Origin of the sequence: Chitinophaga eiseniae (assembly GCF_012641265.1) — a bacterium.
Classification (GTDB): Bacteria; Bacteroidota; Bacteroidia; order Chitinophagales; family Chitinophagaceae; genus Chitinophaga; species Chitinophaga eiseniae_A.
Genome location: NZ_JABAHZ010000005.1, coordinates 450,037 through 468,699, shown reverse-complemented (window position 1 = coordinate 468,699; position 18,663 = coordinate 450,037). Strand labels below are relative to the sequence as shown.

Annotated in this window: 17 protein-coding genes; 12 read left to right on the top strand and 5 right to left on the bottom strand. The window is 46.6% G+C overall.

All coding sequences use genetic code 11. The features are described 5' to 3' along the window. The first annotated feature begins 65 nt into the window (after positions 1 to 65). Together HGH91_RS21875 and HGH91_RS21870 are read left to right on the top strand one after the other, a co-directional pair. Positions 66 to 1,493 carry an L-serine ammonia-lyase gene (locus tag HGH91_RS21875; protein WP_168740923.1) on the top strand — a complete coding sequence of 476 codons (1,428 nt, stop codon included), beginning with the start codon at positions 66 to 68 and terminating at the stop codon, positions 1,491 to 1,493. Between the two features lie 154 nt (positions 1,494 to 1,647). Beyond that, on the top strand, positions 1,648 to 4,446 hold the full coding sequence (locus tag HGH91_RS21870; protein ID WP_168740922.1) for a hypothetical protein: 2,799 nt from the start codon (positions 1,648 to 1,650) through the stop codon (positions 4,444 to 4,446). A 1-nt stretch (position 4,447) separates the two neighbouring features. On the opposite strand, the gene HGH91_RS21865 is transcribed toward HGH91_RS21870, so the two are convergent. From HGH91_RS21865 to HGH91_RS21855, 3 genes are all read right to left on the bottom strand, one after another. After that, positions 4,448 to 4,927 (bottom strand): hypothetical protein, encoded by a 480-nt coding sequence (locus tag HGH91_RS21865; protein ID WP_168740921.1) that lies wholly within the window; start codon positions 4,925 to 4,927, stop codon positions 4,448 to 4,450. Positions 4,928 to 4,986: 59 nt separating this feature from the next. Continuing rightward, positions 4,987 to 7,638, bottom strand: a complete 2,652-nt coding sequence (locus tag HGH91_RS21860; RefSeq protein ID WP_168740920.1) for a valine--tRNA ligase — start codon at positions 7,636 to 7,638, stop codon at positions 4,987 to 4,989. 80 nt (positions 7,639 to 7,718) lie between these two features. Beyond that, positions 7,719 to 8,735, bottom strand: a complete 1,017-nt coding sequence (locus HGH91_RS21855) for a threonine aldolase family protein (RefSeq protein ID WP_168740919.1) — start codon at positions 8,733 to 8,735, stop codon at positions 7,719 to 7,721. A gap of 330 nt (positions 8,736 to 9,065) precedes the next feature. Between HGH91_RS21855 and HGH91_RS21850 the strand changes: the two genes are divergently transcribed. The 5 genes from HGH91_RS21850 to HGH91_RS21830 all read left to right on the top strand — a co-directional run bounded on the left by HGH91_RS21850 (position 9,066) and on the right by HGH91_RS21830 (position 13,208). Then, on the top strand, positions 9,066 to 9,923 hold the full coding sequence (locus HGH91_RS21850) for an RNA polymerase sigma factor RpoD/SigA (RefSeq protein ID WP_012793808.1): 858 nt from the start codon (positions 9,066 to 9,068) through the stop codon (positions 9,921 to 9,923). Between the two features lie 147 nt (positions 9,924 to 10,070). Continuing rightward, positions 10,071 to 10,952: a DUF4249 domain-containing protein gene (locus HGH91_RS21845; protein WP_168740918.1), complete on the top strand. Its 882-nt coding sequence runs from the start codon at positions 10,071 to 10,073 to the stop codon at positions 10,950 to 10,952. 18 nt (positions 10,953 to 10,970) lie between these two features. Beyond that, positions 10,971 to 11,921, top strand: a complete 951-nt coding sequence (trxB, locus tag HGH91_RS21840; protein ID WP_168740917.1) for a thioredoxin-disulfide reductase — start codon at positions 10,971 to 10,973, stop codon at positions 11,919 to 11,921. Between the two features lie 89 nt (positions 11,922 to 12,010). Further along, entirely contained in the window at positions 12,011 to 12,361 is a 351-nt protein-coding gene (locus HGH91_RS21835; protein ID WP_168740916.1) for a dihydroneopterin aldolase, read from the top strand. Between the two features lie 91 nt (positions 12,362 to 12,452). Beyond that, positions 12,453 to 13,208 (top strand): hypothetical protein, encoded by a 756-nt coding sequence (locus HGH91_RS21830; protein ID WP_168740915.1) that lies wholly within the window; start codon positions 12,453 to 12,455, stop codon positions 13,206 to 13,208. A gap of 7 nt (positions 13,209 to 13,215) precedes the next feature. On the opposite strand, the gene HGH91_RS21825 is transcribed toward HGH91_RS21830, so the two are convergent. After that, positions 13,216 to 14,547: an MATE family efflux transporter gene (locus HGH91_RS21825; protein ID WP_168740914.1), complete on the bottom strand. Its 1,332-nt coding sequence runs from the start codon at positions 14,545 to 14,547 to the stop codon at positions 13,216 to 13,218. A gap of 133 nt (positions 14,548 to 14,680) precedes the next feature. On the opposite strand from HGH91_RS21825, the gene HGH91_RS21820 reads away from it, so the two are divergent. Genes HGH91_RS21820 through HGH91_RS21805 form a run of 4 tightly spaced genes read left to right on the top strand, consistent with a single transcriptional unit; the run spans position 14,681 to position 17,055 of the window. After that, entirely contained in the window at positions 14,681 to 15,556 is an 876-nt protein-coding gene (locus HGH91_RS21820) for a DUF3822 family protein (protein WP_168740913.1), read from the top strand. After that, positions 15,547 to 16,101, top strand: coding sequence for an RsmD family RNA methyltransferase (locus HGH91_RS21815; protein ID WP_168740912.1), 555 nt, complete (start codon positions 15,547 to 15,549; stop codon positions 16,099 to 16,101). The genes HGH91_RS21820 and HGH91_RS21815 overlap by 10 nt, the downstream gene beginning before the upstream one ends. Before the next feature lie 29 nt (positions 16,102 to 16,130). Continuing rightward, the gene (gene coaD / locus HGH91_RS21810; RefSeq protein WP_168740911.1) at positions 16,131 to 16,607 is read left to right on the top strand and encodes a pantetheine-phosphate adenylyltransferase; all 477 of its coding nucleotides are present in this window, start codon (positions 16,131 to 16,133) and stop codon (positions 16,605 to 16,607) included. Between the two features lie 16 nt (positions 16,608 to 16,623). Continuing rightward, the gene (locus tag HGH91_RS21805; protein WP_168740910.1) at positions 16,624 to 17,055 is read left to right on the top strand and encodes a hotdog fold thioesterase; all 432 of its coding nucleotides are present in this window, start codon (positions 16,624 to 16,626) and stop codon (positions 17,053 to 17,055) included. Positions 17,056 to 17,105: 50 nt separating this feature from the next. On the opposite strand, the gene HGH91_RS21800 is transcribed toward HGH91_RS21805, so the two are convergent. Then, complete coding sequence (locus HGH91_RS21800; protein ID WP_168740909.1) at positions 17,106 to 17,723, bottom strand: NUDIX hydrolase; 618 nt, start codon at positions 17,721 to 17,723, stop codon at positions 17,106 to 17,108. A gap of 256 nt (positions 17,724 to 17,979) precedes the next feature. Here HGH91_RS21800 and pyrE point away from each other — a divergent pair, with 256 nt between their 5' ends. Next, positions 17,980 to 18,615 (top strand): orotate phosphoribosyltransferase, encoded by a 636-nt coding sequence (gene pyrE, locus HGH91_RS21795; protein WP_168740908.1) that lies wholly within the window; start codon positions 17,980 to 17,982, stop codon positions 18,613 to 18,615. The last annotated feature ends 48 nt before the right edge of the window (positions 18,616 to 18,663 follow it).

Here is an 18,663-nt window from a genome sequence, read left to right as displayed (position 1 = left end):
TTGCGCGGCGCCGTTGTTTTTATTCGCCGCTTTTCCGTTAATTTTACAGATAAATCAATTAACTAGTGGCACACGAATGTATTTCCGTATTCGATATTTTTAAGATAGGCGTTGGCCCATCAAGCTCACATACCCTGGGCCCCTGGAGGGCAGCACTCCGGTTCCTGGCCGAACTGGAAAAGGATCATAAATTAGCAATTGTCAATAAAGTACAGGTGTTATTATATGGCTCCCTGGCTAAAACCGGCCATGGACACGGCACCGACATCGCCATACAACTGGGCCTCTCCGGAGATGACCCCGTAACGTTCGATGTTAACCAGATCAACCCTAAAATGGATGATATCCGCCGTCACCGCAAAATGATGCTGGGCGGTAAATATGAAATAGACTTTGATCCCGTAGAAGATATCGACTTCCTCTTTGAAGAATCATTACCCTTCCACCCAAATGCCATGACCTTCCTGGTTACTTTCCAGGATGGAGAACAAATTGCTTCTACCTGGTATTCCATTGGTGGTGGCTTTGTGGTACAGGAAGGCGAATCCGGCAGCAGCGCCGAACAGGTAGACCTGCCATTTCCTATCGACACCGCCCGCCAGCTACTGCAATGGTGTATCAAAACAGGCTACAGCATTTCCGAACTGGTGATGGAAAATGAACAGGCCTGGCGCTCAGAAGCAGCTACCCGTGAGGGATTGCTCAATATCTGGCGCGTAATGCAGGAATGTACTTTCCGAGGCTGTCATACCGGTGGCGACTTACCCGGGGGCCTCAAAGTGGCTCGCCGTGCTGCCTTGCTCAATAAAAAACTCTTACAGGGACGCACCTACAGCGACTATAGCTCCTGGATCACCGCTATCCGCGCAGGTGGAGAGCATTTCAGCTATACGCTCGACTGGGTAAGCTGCTTTGCGCTGGCCGTAAATGAAGAAAATGCCTCTTTTGGCCGGGTAGTAACAGCTCCTACCAACGGCGCTGCCGGCGTAATTCCAGCCGTACTGCAATATTTCATCGCTTTCTGCGATGGTTTCCACGAAGATAAAATCCAGCAATTCCTGCTTACCGCTTCTGAAATAGGCAGCATCTTTAAAAAACGCTCTACCATTTCGGCCGCCATGGGCGGATGCCAGGCGGAAATCGGCGTTTCATCAGCTATGGCAGCAGCAGCCCTCACCGAATGTTTGGGAGGCTCCCAACGCCAGGTGCTGATGGCCGCAGAAATAGCCATGGAACACCACCTCGGACTTACCTGCGACCCAATTGGCGGATTGGTACAGGTACCCTGTATCGAAAGAAACACCATGGGAGCTATTAAAGCGATCACCGCTTCCCAGCTGGCACTGCAAAGCAATCCCGAACTGGCAAAGGTATCCCTCGATGCCGTGGTAAAAACGATGTGGGAAACCGCACAGGACATGAATTCCAAATACAAGGAAACCTCCGATGGAGGCCTGGCCGTTAATATTCCTATCAGTTTGCCGGAGTGCTAACCCGGTACAACCAACGATGATAAATTACGAATGGCAGATATAAGCAGAGATATAAACGAATGCTTGTGATTATATAAGGAAAGAACTATATTTTCGTTTATACATTATTACAATTGTTTAGATCCGTTATTCGTAATTTAATTCATCACTTTTTATGCGTGCTATCCTTGCCATTACGCTGATTTTCCTCTCTTTTTCTTTATCAGCACAGCAATTCGGGGGAAATCCACCTTCGCTTAAGTGGCAACAGATCAACAACGATACCGTCAGGGTGATCTTTCCCAAAGGCATGACAGCCCAGGGCGAACGCGTAGCCAATATCGTGCATTACCTCAACCGCTATACACGTAACTCTATCGGGCCGCTGGAAAGGAAAGTAAACATCGTTTTACAGAATCAAACCATGCAATCCAATGGATACGTACAACTCGGGCCCTTCCGCTCTGAGTTTTACCTGACCCCTTCTCCCTCTTCCCTCGACCTGGGCTCCCTGAACTGGGAAGAACAGCTGTCGGTACACGAGTACCGCCATGTACTACAAAATATGAATTTTCGCCAGGGCGTATCTAAAGTGTTTTCCATTCTCGGTGGCCAGCTGGGACAGGCCGCCATTACCAACATTGCAGTACCCAACTGGTTCTGGGAAGGCGATGCCGTGGTAATGGAAACCGCACTCACCCCACAGGGCAGGGGAAGGCTTCCTGGCTTCTTCGATGGCTTCCGTGGACTGTCGCTGGCAGGTAAACATTACGCCTATATGAAAATCCGTAATGGCTCGTACCGCGACTTTGTACCAGATCATTACCCGTTGGGGTACCTGATGACCAGCTATGGCCGCGAACATTATGGCACCGCTTTTTGGAAAGATGTTACTACAGACGCAGTGCGCTTCCGGGGACTTTTTTATCCCCTGTCGCATAGCCTGAAGAAACGCACCGGCTATAATATTACCGGCTTTTACCGGGCCACGCTCAAAGAATACCAGCCCCTGTGGAATAACTATGCGGCCCGCCCCGATACCACGGCGGCTACCGGTATATTACCGGTGGCAAAACCGGTTACGAACTATAAATATGTATATGCCGCCGGCAGCAACGAATGGGTGATACTTAAAGATGCCCGTGACAAAGTACCGGGATTTTATATGCTAAACGCAGCTGGCCAGGAGCGCCTGCTGGTAAGGCCAGGCATCGTATACGATGATTTTTTTAGCTACCGCAATGGCCGCATCGTATGGGCCGCCGCCCGCTTCGATGCCCGCTGGGGATGGAAAGACTTCTCCGTTATCCGTATCTGGGATAACGTCAGCGGTCAAACGAAAACCATCTCCGGCAGGGGAAAATTCTTCTCCCCGGATATCAGCGAAAACGGACAGCTGGTGATTACAGCGGCTACCTCTCCCAGCATGCAATACAGTTTGCAACTGATCAATACCCAAACAGGTAAGGTAGAAAAACAATTGCCCAATCCACAGAACTGGTACTATACTTATCCCCGCTTCGCTGCTGGCGATCAGGCGGTGATCAGCGCAGTACGCAACAACAAGGGGGAGATGGCGCTGGTACAGCAATCGCTTTCCACCGGAGAAAGCACTGTACTAACACCTTTCAGCTATACCGCCCTGGGTATCCCGGTAGTGAAAGCCGATACCGTTTATTTTACGGCAGGATATAAAGATGTGAATAACGTATATGCCATGACGTTATCGGATCGGAAGATATATGAAGTAACCGACAGGGGAAATAGCGCCCTGCACCTGGCTATTGATCATAACAGGGATAGCCTCGTTTTCAGTGAGTTTACCATTAAAGGATATAAGTTATACCACGCTGCGCTGAATGAAAACAACTGGAAACAGGTATCTGAAGAAAGCCGCAGCGCCTGGCTGCATCCTGAGTTCAAAGAGGGTGGCAACATCCTGGATATCGTGCCACGGGATTCGCTGCCGGTAAAGAAATATGCCCAGTTTACCCATCCGTTTAATTTCCACAGCTGGGTACCGTCTTTCAATGACCCTGACTATGGCATCTCACTTGTCGGCGAAAATATATTAAGTACTACTAATACCACGATTGGGTATACCTACAACCGGAATGAGGAAAGCTCCAATATCGGTGCTGGATTTACTTTTGCCGGTTGGTTCCCAGTGCTGTACCTGGGCGCCGACTATACTATTAATCGCAACGGGCTGGATCAGAACCGGCAGAGAGTATACTGGAATGAGGCTACTGCGTATCTGGGTTTCAGCATACCACTCAATTTATCTGCCGGTATGTACAGCCGCAGCCTGTCTTTTGGCAGTAACTATAATATCCGCCACCGTTACCTGGATAGCAAATACAAGGGAAATGATTTACAGTTCCTCTCCAATTCCATTATCTTCAGCAATCAGCGCATCAAGGGTACGCAGAATATCTTTACCCATTTTGGTCAATACCTGGCTTTGCAGTACAACCATTCTGTGACCGGCTTATTTGCGGAACAGCTGTATGGGCGGTTAGATCAGTATCTGCCTGGGTTATGGCACAATCATAACCTGGTATTGCAGGGAGCTTTCCAGCAAAGGGACAAGTCATTTAACTATACCTTCACCGACAATTTCGTATATGCAAGGGGATATAATACGCCATTATATACGCGTATTTATAAGCTGGGCGCGAATTATCACCTGCCATTGGCCTATCCCGACTGGGGCTTTGCGCAGTTGCTCTACTTTAGCCGTATCCGTGCCAACCTGTTTTATGATTATAGCGTAGCTAATTTTTACCAGCAGAATGTCAATACCCGCTTTACCTCTGCAGGTACGGAATTATTCCTGGACACGCGCTTAGGTAATGCGCTGCCATTCACATTTGGGGTGCGCTTCAGCCACCTGTTTGATAAAGACCCGGTAGACAATGCACAGAACCGCGTGGATTTTATTATCCCGATCCAGCAATTATTTAACTATTGAGTTATTTAACGTTGATGCGGATAGAAGGCGCTTTGTAGTATTTTTCTTCCGCGTATTTGATGATGATTTCATCGAAGTATAAGACATCGCCTGATTGTAAAGATTCCTTCAGGCCTTTGCTCCAGAGCGGAGTGAGGGTCGGGGATTTAAAATTATCTCCCGTAAAATCTTTATAGATGGCCGGTTGGCCGGTAGTATCATTCAAATAGGGCTCATGCTTTTCGTAGGTAAAAGCAAAAGAAATGACAGGGTACTTATTATTTTTTTCATCTCTTACCACCAGTGCAGAATCCAGCAGTTTGGCTACTTCCGTTTTAGGCAGGGTATCGCTCAGGTAAATACCCCAGCTGCTACGCAGTTTCACGGGTCTTTTGTTGCTGGCAGCGGTAGTGGTAGCGGCAGGAACTTTTTTATGGGTTTGCGCAAATACCGGCATGGCAACAGCGGTGAGTAAGCAACTAAGTAACAGGTGTTTTTGCATGATAGTACCGGGATATAAAAAAATCGCCCGGTATAGTAACGACCGGGCGATCATAAAAATTATAAGGATTTTAAACTTTCCTCGATCACCGAAATTTTGGCTTCGGCATCTGCTTTTTTCTTACGTTCTGCTTCTACCGCTTCAGGTTTCGCTTTCTGTACAAAACCTTCGTTGGAAAGCTTCTTCTCCACAGACACCAGGAAGCCTTTCAGGTATTCCAGGTCTTTCAGCAGCGTGGCTTTCTGTGTAGTGGTATCCAGCTCGATTTCAGTGCCCAGGTAGAATTTATCTTTACCGATAACCACCGTGATACAACCTGGTACCGGTTCCTGCACGTAATGAATAGCAGACGCATTCACCTGTTTCGCGAGCATACCTTCCAGTTGTTTGAAAGTATTGTCGTGTTTGGTTTCTACATGCAGTACGATTGGATCTTTCGGCTTAATCTGGTTTTTATTACGTGCATCACGGATGCCGGTGATTATTTCCTTAGCCAGTGTTCCTTCCAGCAGGGTCGCGTGTACAGGAGCTTCCGGCGTAGTGAATTGTTTCATCATCAGGGAATCGTCAGCGGCACGTGCCGTTAACAGCTGATAGATTTCTTCCGTAATAAACGGCATATACGGATGTAACAACTGCATGAGTTGTTCAAAGAAGTATACGGTTTTACGATATACAGATGCGGCAATGGGTTGTTCAAAACCAGGTTTCACCCATTCCAGGTACCAGCTGCAGAAATCATCCCAGATCAGGATGTAGATGGCTTTCAGCCCTTCGCTGAGGCGGAAGTCTTTATGCAGGGCGGCTACTTCAGCTTGTACTTCATTCAGCCTGCTTTCAAACCATTTCACAGCGAAGTTGCTGACAGCAGCATCCGCAGCGGTATCATCTTCCTGGCGTTGTTCCCACATTTTCACCAGCTTCAGGGCGTTCCATATTTTATTACAGAAGTTACGTCCCTGTTCGCAGCTGGCATCATCGTAGAGTAAGTCGTTACCGGCAGGAGAAGAGATCATGATACCAAATCGTACGGCATCCGCGCCAAAGGAGTGGATCAGTTCCAGCAGATCGGGTGAGTTACCCAGCTGTTTACTCATTTTACGTCCTTGCTTGTCGCGTACCATACCCGTAAAGTATACATCACTGAAAGGCTTTACGTCTTTATATTCCAGGCCTGCCATAATCATACGGGCTACCCAGAAGAAGATAATATCCTGACCAGTTACCAGTACGGAGGTAGGGTAGTAGTAGTTGATGTCTTCATTGCCAGGTTGGGAAATACCATTAAATACTTCCATGGGCCATAACCAGGAGCTGAACCAGGTATCGAGACAGTCTTCATCCTGTTTCAGTGCTGCTGCACTGATGGTAATGTTGCGGGCGGCAAATTGTGCGGCTGCTTCCGCAGCGGTGGCAGCTACTTCAAAAGTGCCATCCGGTGCATACCAGGCGGGTATTTGTTGTCCCCACCAGAGCTGGCGGGAAATACACCAGTCCTTTACATTTTCCATCCAGTATTTGTAAGTAGCCAGGAAGCGGTCGCCGGGATGTATTCTTACATCGCCATTTACTACTGCATCCAGGGCTGGTTTGGCCATTTCAGCCATTTTTACAAACCATTGGGTGGAAATACGGGGCTCGACTACGGTGGTAGGGTTACGCTGACTATAGCCAACGCGGGTAGTGTACTCCTGTTCTTTTACCAGCAGGCCGGTTTCAGCCAGGGCGGCCACTACTTTCTTACGGGCCACGAAGCGGTCTTCACCTACGAAAACAATAGCGGCAGCGCTGAGGGTACCGTCATCGTTCAGGGTATCTACGATTTCCAGGTGATGTTTAAGACCCAGGTTATAGTCGTTGATATCGTGTGCTGGCGTTACTTTCAGCGCGCCGGTACCAAATTCTTTATCTACATAAGTATCAAATATTACGGGTATGCGGCGGTTTACCAGCGGCACGGTAGCAAAATGACCTTTCAGGTGTGTATACCTTTCGTCTTCCGGGTTTACGCAGATAGCCGTATCGCCCATAATAGTTTCAGGGCGCTGGGTGGCGATGGTAATGAACTCGCCGGTAGGCGTGCCTGCGGCGTCTGTGATGGCATACTTTACATGATACAGTTTTCCCTGTATGTCTTTGTATTCCACTTCCTCATCGCTCAATGCTGTTTTGGCCTTGGGGTCCCAGTTGATCATACGTGCACCGCGATAAATCACTCCTTTCTTATAGAGATCAATAAAAACGGTGATCACTGCTTTATAGTAATGATCGTCCATGGTAAAGGTAACCCGGTCCCAGTCGCAGCTACAGCCAAGTTTTTTTATCTGGTGGTAGATGATATCACCATATTTATCTTTCCATTCAAAGGCATGTTTGAGAAACTCTTCGCGGGTAAGCTGGGATTTTTCAATTCCTTTTTCCTGCTTGAGCATATTTACCACTTTCGCTTCAGTAGCAATGGACGCGTGATCGGAGCCCGGTACCCAGCAGGCATTGAATCCGCTCATACGGGCACGGCGTACCAGGATGTCCTGTACGGTTTCATTGAGCGTATGGCCAAGATGCAATACCCCGGTCACATTGGGAGGGGGGATGACGACAGTAAAAGGTTGACGGCCATCCGGTTTAGATCGGAAGTAGCCTTTGTCCATCCATTGTTGGTACCATTTTTCCTCCACCGATGCCGGCAGGTAATTTTTCGAGAGTTCCATGCTATTCATAATATAAGGTTGCAAAAATAACAGAGATTAGGGAGAGATGAAAATTTAAAGAACAAGGATCTCTCCCGGCACTACGCCATTTCTGCGATTATTTCGCAGGTGCGCGCTACCATTTCCGGTGTGATATCGAGATGAGTGACCATTCTGACCTGTGTAGGAGAGATGGGTATCACCAGGATATCTTCTTGTTTAAGATAGTCGGTAAAGTATTGCGGTGTCCAGTCGCCGGTAACTTCAAAGATGAGAATATTGGTTTCTACCGGCAGCATATGGCCAACAAAAGATTTTTCCAACAGCGCCTGGGCTATCTGTTTGGCGTGGAGGTGATCGTCGGCGAGCCGGGCGATATTGTTTTCCATGGCATAGATGCCGGTAGCAGCCATGTAGCCGGCCTGCCGCAGGCCGCCCCCGAACTTTTTGCGGATGCGCCGGGCAGATTTGATAAATGCTTCACTACCAAGTAATACGGAACCCATCGGGCAGCCCATGCCCTTATTGAGGCATACAGAGATGCTGTCAAATAGTTGTCCGTATTGCGCCGGATCCTGTCCCGTGGCTACCAGCGCGTTAAAGAGCCTGGCTCCATCGAGGTGGAGTGCCAGGCCATGCTCCTCGCATACGGCTTTGATTTTTTTCATTTCCTCCCAATCGTAGCAACATCCGCCGCCCCGGTTGGAGGTATTTTCCAGGCATACCAGGCTGGTACTGGCTTTATGCACATCATCGGGGTTAATGGCAGCTTCCACCTGGGCAGCGCGGATCATGCCGCGGTCGCCAATAATGGCGTGTACCTGGGCGCCGGAGTTGAAGGCAATACCACCTCCTTCATAAATATATACATGTGCAAGATTACTGCAAACCACTTCATCCCCTGGCAACGTATGTACTTTAATAGCAATCTGGTTACTCATTGTGCCGGAAGGGCAGTACAAGGCTGCCGCTTTGCCAAAATAAGCTGCCATCATGGCTTCCAGCTTGTTGATGCTGGGATCTTCACCAAAAACGTCATCACCGGTTTCTGCCTGTAACATGGCCTGTAACATGCCAGGGCCGGGACGTGTAAAAGTGTCGCTTCTAAAGTCAATCATTTTATTGAAAAATTTGCAACGCCTTAACCAATAAATTAGTTAAGATGTTAATTTGATAATGATTCTTTATCAATTGTTAAAATTTGTATAAAGCAGCCTTTTATGGGGACTAAAGCATTATAAAATTCCGTTTTAAAACTGTATTTTGTTATAAGGCTGACAAATATAAGAAGGATTTGGTAGAGTGATTGGTTAGCACGATCTTTGCAGACTTATTTTTGAAGAAAACGATAAAAGCGCGGGAAACTTTGTAAGTTAATAATTTTTAAAAATTCGAACAAAAATTTTCTTTCGCTGTTATTTTATTTATAAACCAATACAATTTTTCATATGAGGCAACTTAAAATTGCCACCCAGATCACCAATCGTGATTCGCAGGCGGTAGAAAAATACCTGCAGGAAATCTCGAAGATCCCTTTGTTAACACCCGAAGAGGAGACCGTTTTGGCGCAGCGCATTAAAATGGGCGATCAAAAGGCTCTTGAAAGATTGACTACAGGAAACTTACGTTTCGTTGTATCTGTTGCAAAACAGTATCAGCACCAGGGGCTTAGCCTCAGTGACCTTATTAACGAAGGTAATCTTGGCTTGATCAAGGCAGCACAACGTTTCGATGAAACGAAAGGTTTCAAATTCATTTCTTATGCAGTATGGTGGATTCGCCAGTCCATCCTGCAGGCGTTAGCAGAACAAGGTCGTCTTGTGAGGTTACCGCAGAACAAAATTGGCACATATAATAAAGCTAACAAAGCTTATATGGCATTTGAACAGGAAAACGAGCGTGAACCTTCTACCGAGGAACTCGCAGAAATCCTGGAAATGTCTGAATCAGAAATTAACAATATCTTCCAAAGCAATACCCGCCACATGTCACTGGATGCACCTGTGCACGAGGCCGAAGACGTTGCCATGGGCGATCTGCTGGAAGGTGGAGATATTACTGACGATGACGTTATGAGAGATTCACTCCGTGAGGAAATCCGTAGGGTCCTGAAATCCCTGAGCCCCCGCGAAGCTGAAATCGTGAATGCTTACTTTGGTCTGGATGGTGAAAACGGCGCAACAATCGAACAAATCGGTCAGAAATACGATCTGACAAAAGAAAGAATCAGGCAGATTAAAGAACGTGCTATCAAAAGGCTGCAAAAAGCTCGCTATAGCGGCGCTCTGAAATCGTATCTGGGATAATCCTTTTGCTCCATTGGCCATACCGCTGCATCGCGGAATGACTGGTTGAATAAATCTACTAATCCTCTTTATTCTATAAGAACACCGGCCTTGTAAATACATGGCCGGTGTTCTTATTTTACTACACACCCCTTATTTTTGCAGTCTATGCGTAACTGGCTCTTCTTCCTGTTGCTTACACTGATCTTTTCCGCCTGTGAAAAAGATATCAGCGTTCACCTGCCGCAGCAGGCGCCGCAACTGGTAGTGGAAGGCCGGATCGAAGATGGGACCTATCCCCTGGTAATACTCACCAATAGCCTCGGCTATTTTTCCCGGATAGATCAGGCTACCCTGCAAAACTCCTTCGTGCATAATGCTACCGTCTCCGTTTCCAACGGCAGCAAAACCATGAAACTGGTAGAACAATCCGTAGATACTGGTAACTTAAAGCTCTTTGCATATGTGCCGAATACCAACCAGCCGGCTGCCAATCTCTTTACAGGAAAAGTGTCAGGCACCTATACTTTAACGATTAGTGCTGACAATAAGACATACCAGGCCGTGACAACCATACCAACTGCTGGTATGAAACTGGACTCTATGTGGTACCACTCAGTTATGGTAGACGGTTACGATAACAAGGTGCGCCTCTGGGTGAAAATCACCGATGCGCCGGCATTTGGCAACTATGCCCGCTACTTTACCAGCCGGAATAGCGAAACATTTCTACCCGGACTCACTTCTGTACTGGATGATAAGCTGGTGAACGGCACAACATTTGAAATTCCCCTGGACGCCGGCGTGAATAAAAATGAACGGCTGGATGCTGCTACTTATGCATTATTCAACACGGGTGATACAGTAACCCTCAAGTTTTGTAATATTGACAAAGCAACGTGGGACTTCTGGCGAACACTCGACTTTGCATTTAACAGTAACGGGAATCCATTTTCATCACCCATAAAAATATTGGGAAATATTCCCGGCGCATTAGGCTACTGGGGCGGATACCAGGCAACCTATAAAACAATTATTATAAGCAAGTAATTATACAGCAAAAAAAGTATGGAAAACAAGCAACAAGAGCATGTACATTTATTGATCATCGGTTCCGGACCTGCCGGCTATACCGCTGCCATTTATGCTGCAAGAGCCAACCTTAAACCAGTATTATACCAGGGTATTCAACCTGGAGGACAATTAACCATCACCACAGAAGTAGAAAACTACCCTGGCTACCCCGAAGGTATCCAGGGCCCTGAAATGATGGTAGATTTCGAAAAACAGGCTACCCGTATGGGGGCTGATATCCGTTACGGTTTAGCTACCTCCGTGGATTTCAGCAAACAACCTTATAAAGTAACCATCGACGAAGAAAAAGAAATTACCGCAGATGCGATCATTATCGCTACCGGTGCTTCCGCTAAATGGCTGGGACTCCCGTCAGAACAGCGCCTCAATGGTAGTGGCGTTTCTGCCTGCGCCGTATGTGATGGCTTCTTCTTCCGTGGGAAAGAAGTAGCGATCGTTGGAGCTGGCGACACCGCTGCAGAAGAAGCTTTGTACCTTTCTAAAATGTGCAGTACGGTACATATGCTGGTACGCCGCCATGAAATGCGCGCCTCTAAAGTAATGCAGGACCGCGTACTGAAAACATCCAATATCATCGTTTACTGGAACTCAGAAACAGACGAAGTATTGGGCGATAACAAAGTAGAAGCCATCCGGATCCTCAATAATAAAACACAGGAAAAGAAAGACGTTCCGGTAAGCGCGTTCTTTGTGGCTATCGGTCACCAGCCTAATTCTGCCATCTTCAAAGATTACCTGGAGCTGGACGAACAGGATTACATTGTAACAGTACCTGGCTCCAGCCGTACTACTGTAGAAGGTGTATTTGCCTGCGGCGACGTACAGGATAAGATCTACCGTCAGGCGGTAACAGCAGCCGGAAGCGGATGTATGGCTGCCCTGGATGCTGAAAGATACCTGTCAGCGAAAGAACATCACGCCTGATTTTAACTTTATAACGTTATCCGGATAACCAGTTACCATGATAACCAGTTGTCCGGATAACCTGCCAATAACAGCACTAATTTTTTTGAATGCTCACCATTGCACTCGAACAGGCAAGCTTTTATGCCTACCATGGCTTATATCCGGAAGAAACCATTATTGGCAATTACTTTATGCTGGATGTAGCCGTTCGTATACCCGGCACCGTGCCAGTAGATGACTTGTCTGAAACGGTGAACTACCAGGGTGTTTATGAAATCGCTCAAACGGTGATGGCGATTCCCCGTCCATTGCTGGAGGAAGTGGTATATGAGTTGTCGGCTGCACTCAAACAACGTTACCCCGCTATTCAACATAGTATTGTTACCCTGCGCAAAATGAATCCCCCCATGGGCGCCAGTATCCGTAACTCTCTCGTATCGTTGGAGAAAGATTATTAGTTCCCGTTTTTGGGATATGAATGATGTTTCTCATTTGTAATTTTCGTAGATTTATAGCATTAAGTTATTCAACAACGAAAAAACCTGTCCTATGTTTAAGAGGATCATGGCAGTTTGCTTTTTGTTATCAACAGCCTTATTGGTAAAGGCTCAGAGTGTTAGTGATATGGTGGAAGAAGCCAAACAGCTGGAAAAGCAAATGAAGGAAAGTGAAGCATTCGAGAAAGATAAAGATATCCTGAAAATACAACCTACGCAACTGGAAGCCCTGAACCAGGCCAGCCAGTTATGTTCCCGTATAGGCAACCGGCAAAAAAATAAGGAAGATAAAGTCAACTATTATAACCAGGCAAAAAGTTATGCACTACAGGCCCTGAAAGCAGATCCCAACAGCCCGGACGCTAATTTATCGATGGCCATCGCTATGGGACGCATGGCCCTGATCTCCGGCGCCAAAGATAAAGTGGCCGCCTCCAAAGATGTAAAGAAATATGCCGAGTTGGCCATTAAATTCAACCCTTCCCTGGCACAGGGTTATCACGTATTGGGTAAATGGAATTTTGAAGTAGCCAATTTGAATGCCTTTGAAAGGGGCGCTGCCAAAATGCTGTTTGGTGGACTGCCGGATGGCTCCCTGCAAAACGCCATCACTAATTACGAGAAGTGCCGGCAGTTGGACCCCGCATTTATTCTCAATTATTACGAACTGGCCCGCGCCTATAAAGAAAATGATCAGCAGGATAAAGCCATAGACGTGCTTAAAAAGGCATTAACACTGCGCAATATCGCCCAGGACGATGCCGGTATCAAAGTTGATTGCCGGAAAATGCTGGACGACCTCCAGTAGACACCGGTCAGATCTCTTTCCCTTTCCATCTGCCGCTGCGCAGGTACCAGTAACTCAGACCAAAGATGATAGTCCAGTAGATGAAATCGGCTCCCCAGGCCCATTGCAGCTCACTGCGCATACGTTCTATCACAATATCGCAATAGAGCATATAGCCTATTACCGCCGTAATTTCTGTAACGAGGTTCATACGGGTATTGCCCGTACCAATCACGCCACTCATGGTTACCGCCGATACCGCCATGAGAATGGTACTTAAAGTAATGATCCGTATGGAAGGAATAGCCACTGTAATCAGGTCGGCATTATTGGTATAGATATGCAACAGTGTGTAAGGAAACAGGTTGACCAGGATACATACGGTAGTAGCGCAAATCACGCTGATACCTACTATTTTCCGGATGGCTTTGAATACGAGTTCAGATTTCCCTTGTCCGATCACATTGCTGACCATCGTATTACAGGCCGCGGCCAGCGACCATGTAAAAATCCCGAAAAACCCGAAAATACTGCGGAGCATATTAGATACGGCCAGTGGTCTTTCTCCCAGGTGTTCAATAAATATAAAAAACACAAACCAGCTGCCGATGCTAAACAGGAATTGTATAATCAGGGGCGCTGATACATCCAGGATATTCCGGACAATAGCCCAATTGACCCGCAAATAGCCGAACAGGCTGTATTTCCGGTAGTAGCCTCTGATAAACAGCATACTGCAGGCCACCAGGCAGCCGGTGAATTCAGCGATGATCGATGCTATGGCGGCGCCATTCAGTCCAATCGCGGGTAATCCCAGCTTACCGAAAATAAGGGTGTAGTCAAAGAAGATATTCATCATTTCCTGGAAGAGGGAAATCACAATCAATATTTTAGGATGCCCGCTGCCAATATAAAAGGCATCGGCCATATTGAGCAGCATCAGGAAAGGGAGTCCCCAGATACGGATGCGGATAAACGATACTGCTGCTGACAGGATATGTTGATCGTGCAAACTTTTGGCAAAGAACCAGGGAGCAGCCAGCAGCGTAATCAGGATAGCGATCAGGGAGAAGACAAGGCCCACCTGTATCCCATTGGAAAACAATTGCCCAATACCCGCATACTGGCCTTGTCCTGCTCTACGGGCAATCAGCACCTGTAGTCCATTGTTGAGGCCATATACAATCATATACATCACCAGGTAATAAATACCGGCGATCCCGTTGGCTGCCAGTTCAAATTCGCCCAATCGTCCCAGGAATGCGGTATTGGTAATATGATTGATCTGTGGAATAATCAGGGCAAGGCATATAGGTCCTGCTATCTTTATAATCTGCCGGGTGGTTACTTCCAGTTGCATGTATCTTCTGCTGATTGTGGGTATAAAAACAAATATATGGGAATCTGGTGATCATCTCCCCTGATAAAACAACAAAACGCCCTCACCAATTAACTAAAAAGACTATTATTGTAATTCATTTGAAAGGTAAATTATGCCCGTGGCTTATAACATCCATCCCGCATTTACAGTAGACGATGAAACCCTGCTGGAAACTGACCTGACGGCCTGCTATTTATTTGTACTGGTAGGAAGCGGCACCTTTAGTTATGTGGTATATGATCCGGCTGTAAGGAAATTCCTGGCATTGAAGTCCTATCATTTTACCCCCCGGAAAATGGCCCTGGCCGACCTGGAGATGATAGAGAATGTGTTTGATACGGACAAACTGTTGTTTACTGCTTTTAAATCTATACTGCTGGCCTTTAATACCGGTAGTGGCGTATTAGTGCCCCACCTGTATTATATGCCATCTATGAAGAAAGAATACCTGCACCTGGCCATGCCGGAAAAGATGCAGGAAGCCATCTTATCGGATCTTCTTCCCGGATTACCCATGGTCAATGTTTACAGCGTTGATAAAGACCTGCTGGGCTTCCTGAGAAAAGAATTTTCAACAGACCTGGTGATCCATGCCAATTCTGCCCTGTTGCAAGCCTACCCGCTGGACCTGGATTTTCATGCCAGCGAAGGCGTTGCTTTTGTAGAAGTACAACAGCAGAGCTTTACACTCACTATTTACGAGAAAGGAAAACTCCTGATCCAACAGGAGTCGGACTATGAAACAGGATTGGATGTAGTATACACCCTGGTAAGTACCCTGCGCCAATTAGGATTGGATGAACAACAGGTGAAGGTAAAACTGGGAGGGGTACTGGCCGCCGATACAGGTGTATACCAGGAAATGTACAAGTTCATTCCACGCCTGGAATGGATGCAACGATTACCGGGTTTCCACTATATCACTAAAATGCAGGAAATACCTGGTTATTATTTTCATAATCTATATGCGTTAGCGTTATGCGTATAATTGGAGGAGCGAGTGGAGGAAGAAGGATACAACCACCGGCAAAAATGCCGCATACCCGTCCTACTACAGATATTGCCAAGGGCGGTTTATTTAATATTCTCGAAAACAACCTGGATATTTCGGCGCTGAAAGCACTGGACCTGTTTGGCGGTACCGGGAGTATCAGCTATGAACTGGCTTCCAGGGGAGCTACTGATATTACCGTGGTGGAAAAAGATCCGGCCATGGCGGCTTTTATCGGCAAAACGGCGCAGTCGCTGGGCATTACCACCCTGAAAACGGTAAAAATGGACGTTTTTAAATACCTCCAGCAGTGTACAGAGCAATTTGATCTGATTTTTGCAGACCCGCCTTACATGATGGAAACGCTGGATCAGTTACCATTGCTGGTATTTGAAAGGGAATTACTGCATCTGGAAGGTTGGCTGGTGGTGGAACATACGCAGCATGGGAAATTCAAGGATTACTCCTATTACCGTTCTGAAAGAAATTATGGGGCTACGGTTTTCTCTATTTTTATCAACCGGGAAGCGCTCAAACGTTGACAGATATTATTTAAATCAATACCACTATCATGAGGATTTGTTTATTCCCGGGTACATTCGATCCCATAACATTGGGACATACGGATGTAATTAACCGTGGGCTCGATTTGTTTGACCGCCTGGTGATCGGCATTGGTGTAAACAGCAGCAAAACGCCGATGTTTGCGTTGGAAGAGCGGATAGCCTGGATTAAAGAAATATATAAAGATGATCCCCGGGTGGAAGTGTCTTCCTATTCAGGGTTAACTATTGACTTTTGTAAGCAGTTGGGCGCCCGTTTTATTCTCCGGGGGATCCGTTATGTCAGTGATTTCGAGTATGAAAAGGCGATTGCAGATGTGAACCGGACGATAGCCCCGGGTATAGAAACCATTTTCCTGACTACTGTACCACAGTATTCCAGTATTGCCTCCACGCTGGTAAGGGATATTCACCGCTATGGCGGAGATGTGGCTCCTTTCCTGCCGGAAGTAGTAATGGAAGGCATCAGGCGTATTAAGCAATAACTTTAAAGCAGTAGATATGAAAACGATCTGGCACAATACCAAGATTTCGCTGGATGATCTGAATGAGATGGGAGAAGCTACCATGGCCACTGTTTTAGGAATGGAGTTTACCGAGATAGGACCGGATTACCTGAGAATGATGATGCCGGTAGATCATAGAACCGTACAACCTTATGGCCTGTTGCATGGCGGTGCCTCCGCTGCGTTGGCGGAAACCGTGGGCAGCATGGCATCAGGGCTCATTATTGACCCGGAAAAACAGATCTGCGTTGGAATGGAAATTAATGCCAACCATGTGAGAGGGGTAAGAAGCGGGTATGTACATGCCTGCGCCCGTCCTTTGCACATCGGGGCCAACAGCCATGTATGGGATATTCGTATTACAGACGATCAGCACCAGTTAGTTTGTGTGAGCCGGCTTACTGTAGCCATCCTGGCCAAAAAATAAACAGGCCGTACAGGTTCATTTGGAATCATCTTTCCAAATGAACCTGGAGCTTATATATGAGCTGCCCTGAAAACTTCTCTGATGTTTTCGTAGGAGTATTTCAGGTATTTATCTACGTTTTCAGGCTTGATCCATTGCAGGTCCTGGATGTCTTCTTCAATCTGGGGTACCGTGAGTTCTGTACCGGTAAAGTGCATCCGGTACCAATAGGTATGTTTCAATACCTTCTTATTCTTCATCGGGTAATAGTGAAATGTTTCCGTGATTTTCTTTTCCAGGGAAACGGTATGTAAACCGGTTTCCTCCGCTACTTCACGCAGGGCACAGGTTTCCAGTTCTTCCCCCGGATCGCGTTTACCTTTTGGCAAATCCCACTTTCCCCTGCGGAACATCATTAGCACTTCGCCGGCAGGATTGGTAATTAATCCGCCGGCTGCCACCAGGGTAGTAAAATGGAGGGACACCTTTTTAAAGAGTTTTTTTACATCCGGCGCGATGAAAACCGCAGCGTCTTTTTTCCCATTTTCCAGTTTCTGTAACACACTTTCCATTTTCTCAGGGTCGGGATTATTATACGCTTTCGCATGGGTAAAGTGTGCTGGTATCGCCGTATCCGCAGTTAGTAGAAGAGGCCGCTCGTTGAGATAGATCGTAATGTTTTCTTGCATGCCGCAAATGTAAGAGGATGTTTTAAAAATAGTACGTAGCCTACGGAAATTTTGGGTGAATCTTGTAACAGGCTATATTATATAGATTGCCGGTGACGGGTAGAAATGTCAGATAGCTGATATAAATCTTACAGGGGATAAATATTATCGATAAAGTATAATATTATCCATATAGTATGAATATTATCCATATAGGACAACTATTATCGATATAGTATAAATTATTAAGTACAAAGGCTGTACTTTTGGCGATTGTATGAATAAAGTAAGCGAAAAACAAGTTGCAGAAAAATTACTGCAGGTGCAGGCCGTAAAGTTAAGTCCTGCTCAACCCTTTACATGGGCTTCCGGCTGGAAATCGCCGATCTATTGCGATAACAGGAAGATTTTATCTTATCCTTACGTGCGTGACTATATTAAATCTGAGTTGTGCAACCTGGTATTTGAAACCTTTCCTGATGCGGCAGTAATTGCCGGCGTAGCTACGGCGGGGATTCCGCACGGAGCGCTGGTAGCTGATCAACTGAAACTTCCTTTTATTTATGTAAGATCCAAGCCTAAAGAACATGGCATGGGTAACCAGATTGAAGGCGTATTGCAACCTGGTCAGCCGGTAGTGGTGGTAGAGGACCTGATTTCTACCGGTAAAAGCAGCCTGGAAGCAGTACAGGCTATTCGTGCAGCTGGTGGCGAAGTAATTGGCATGGTGTCTATCTTCAATTACGGATTTGATGTAGCGGTAAAGGCTTTTGAAACGGCCGGTGTTCCTTTCCATTCGCTCAGTAACTACAATGCAATGATTGCACTGGCAGAAGAAAAGGGCATTGTTTCTGCCGACGAAATCAGCACCCTGCAAGCCTGGAGAGCCGCTCCGGATCAGTGGGGCCGTTAGTTTAATGGTATATCACTTTTTTTGTATATTCGGGTATAATATTACAAC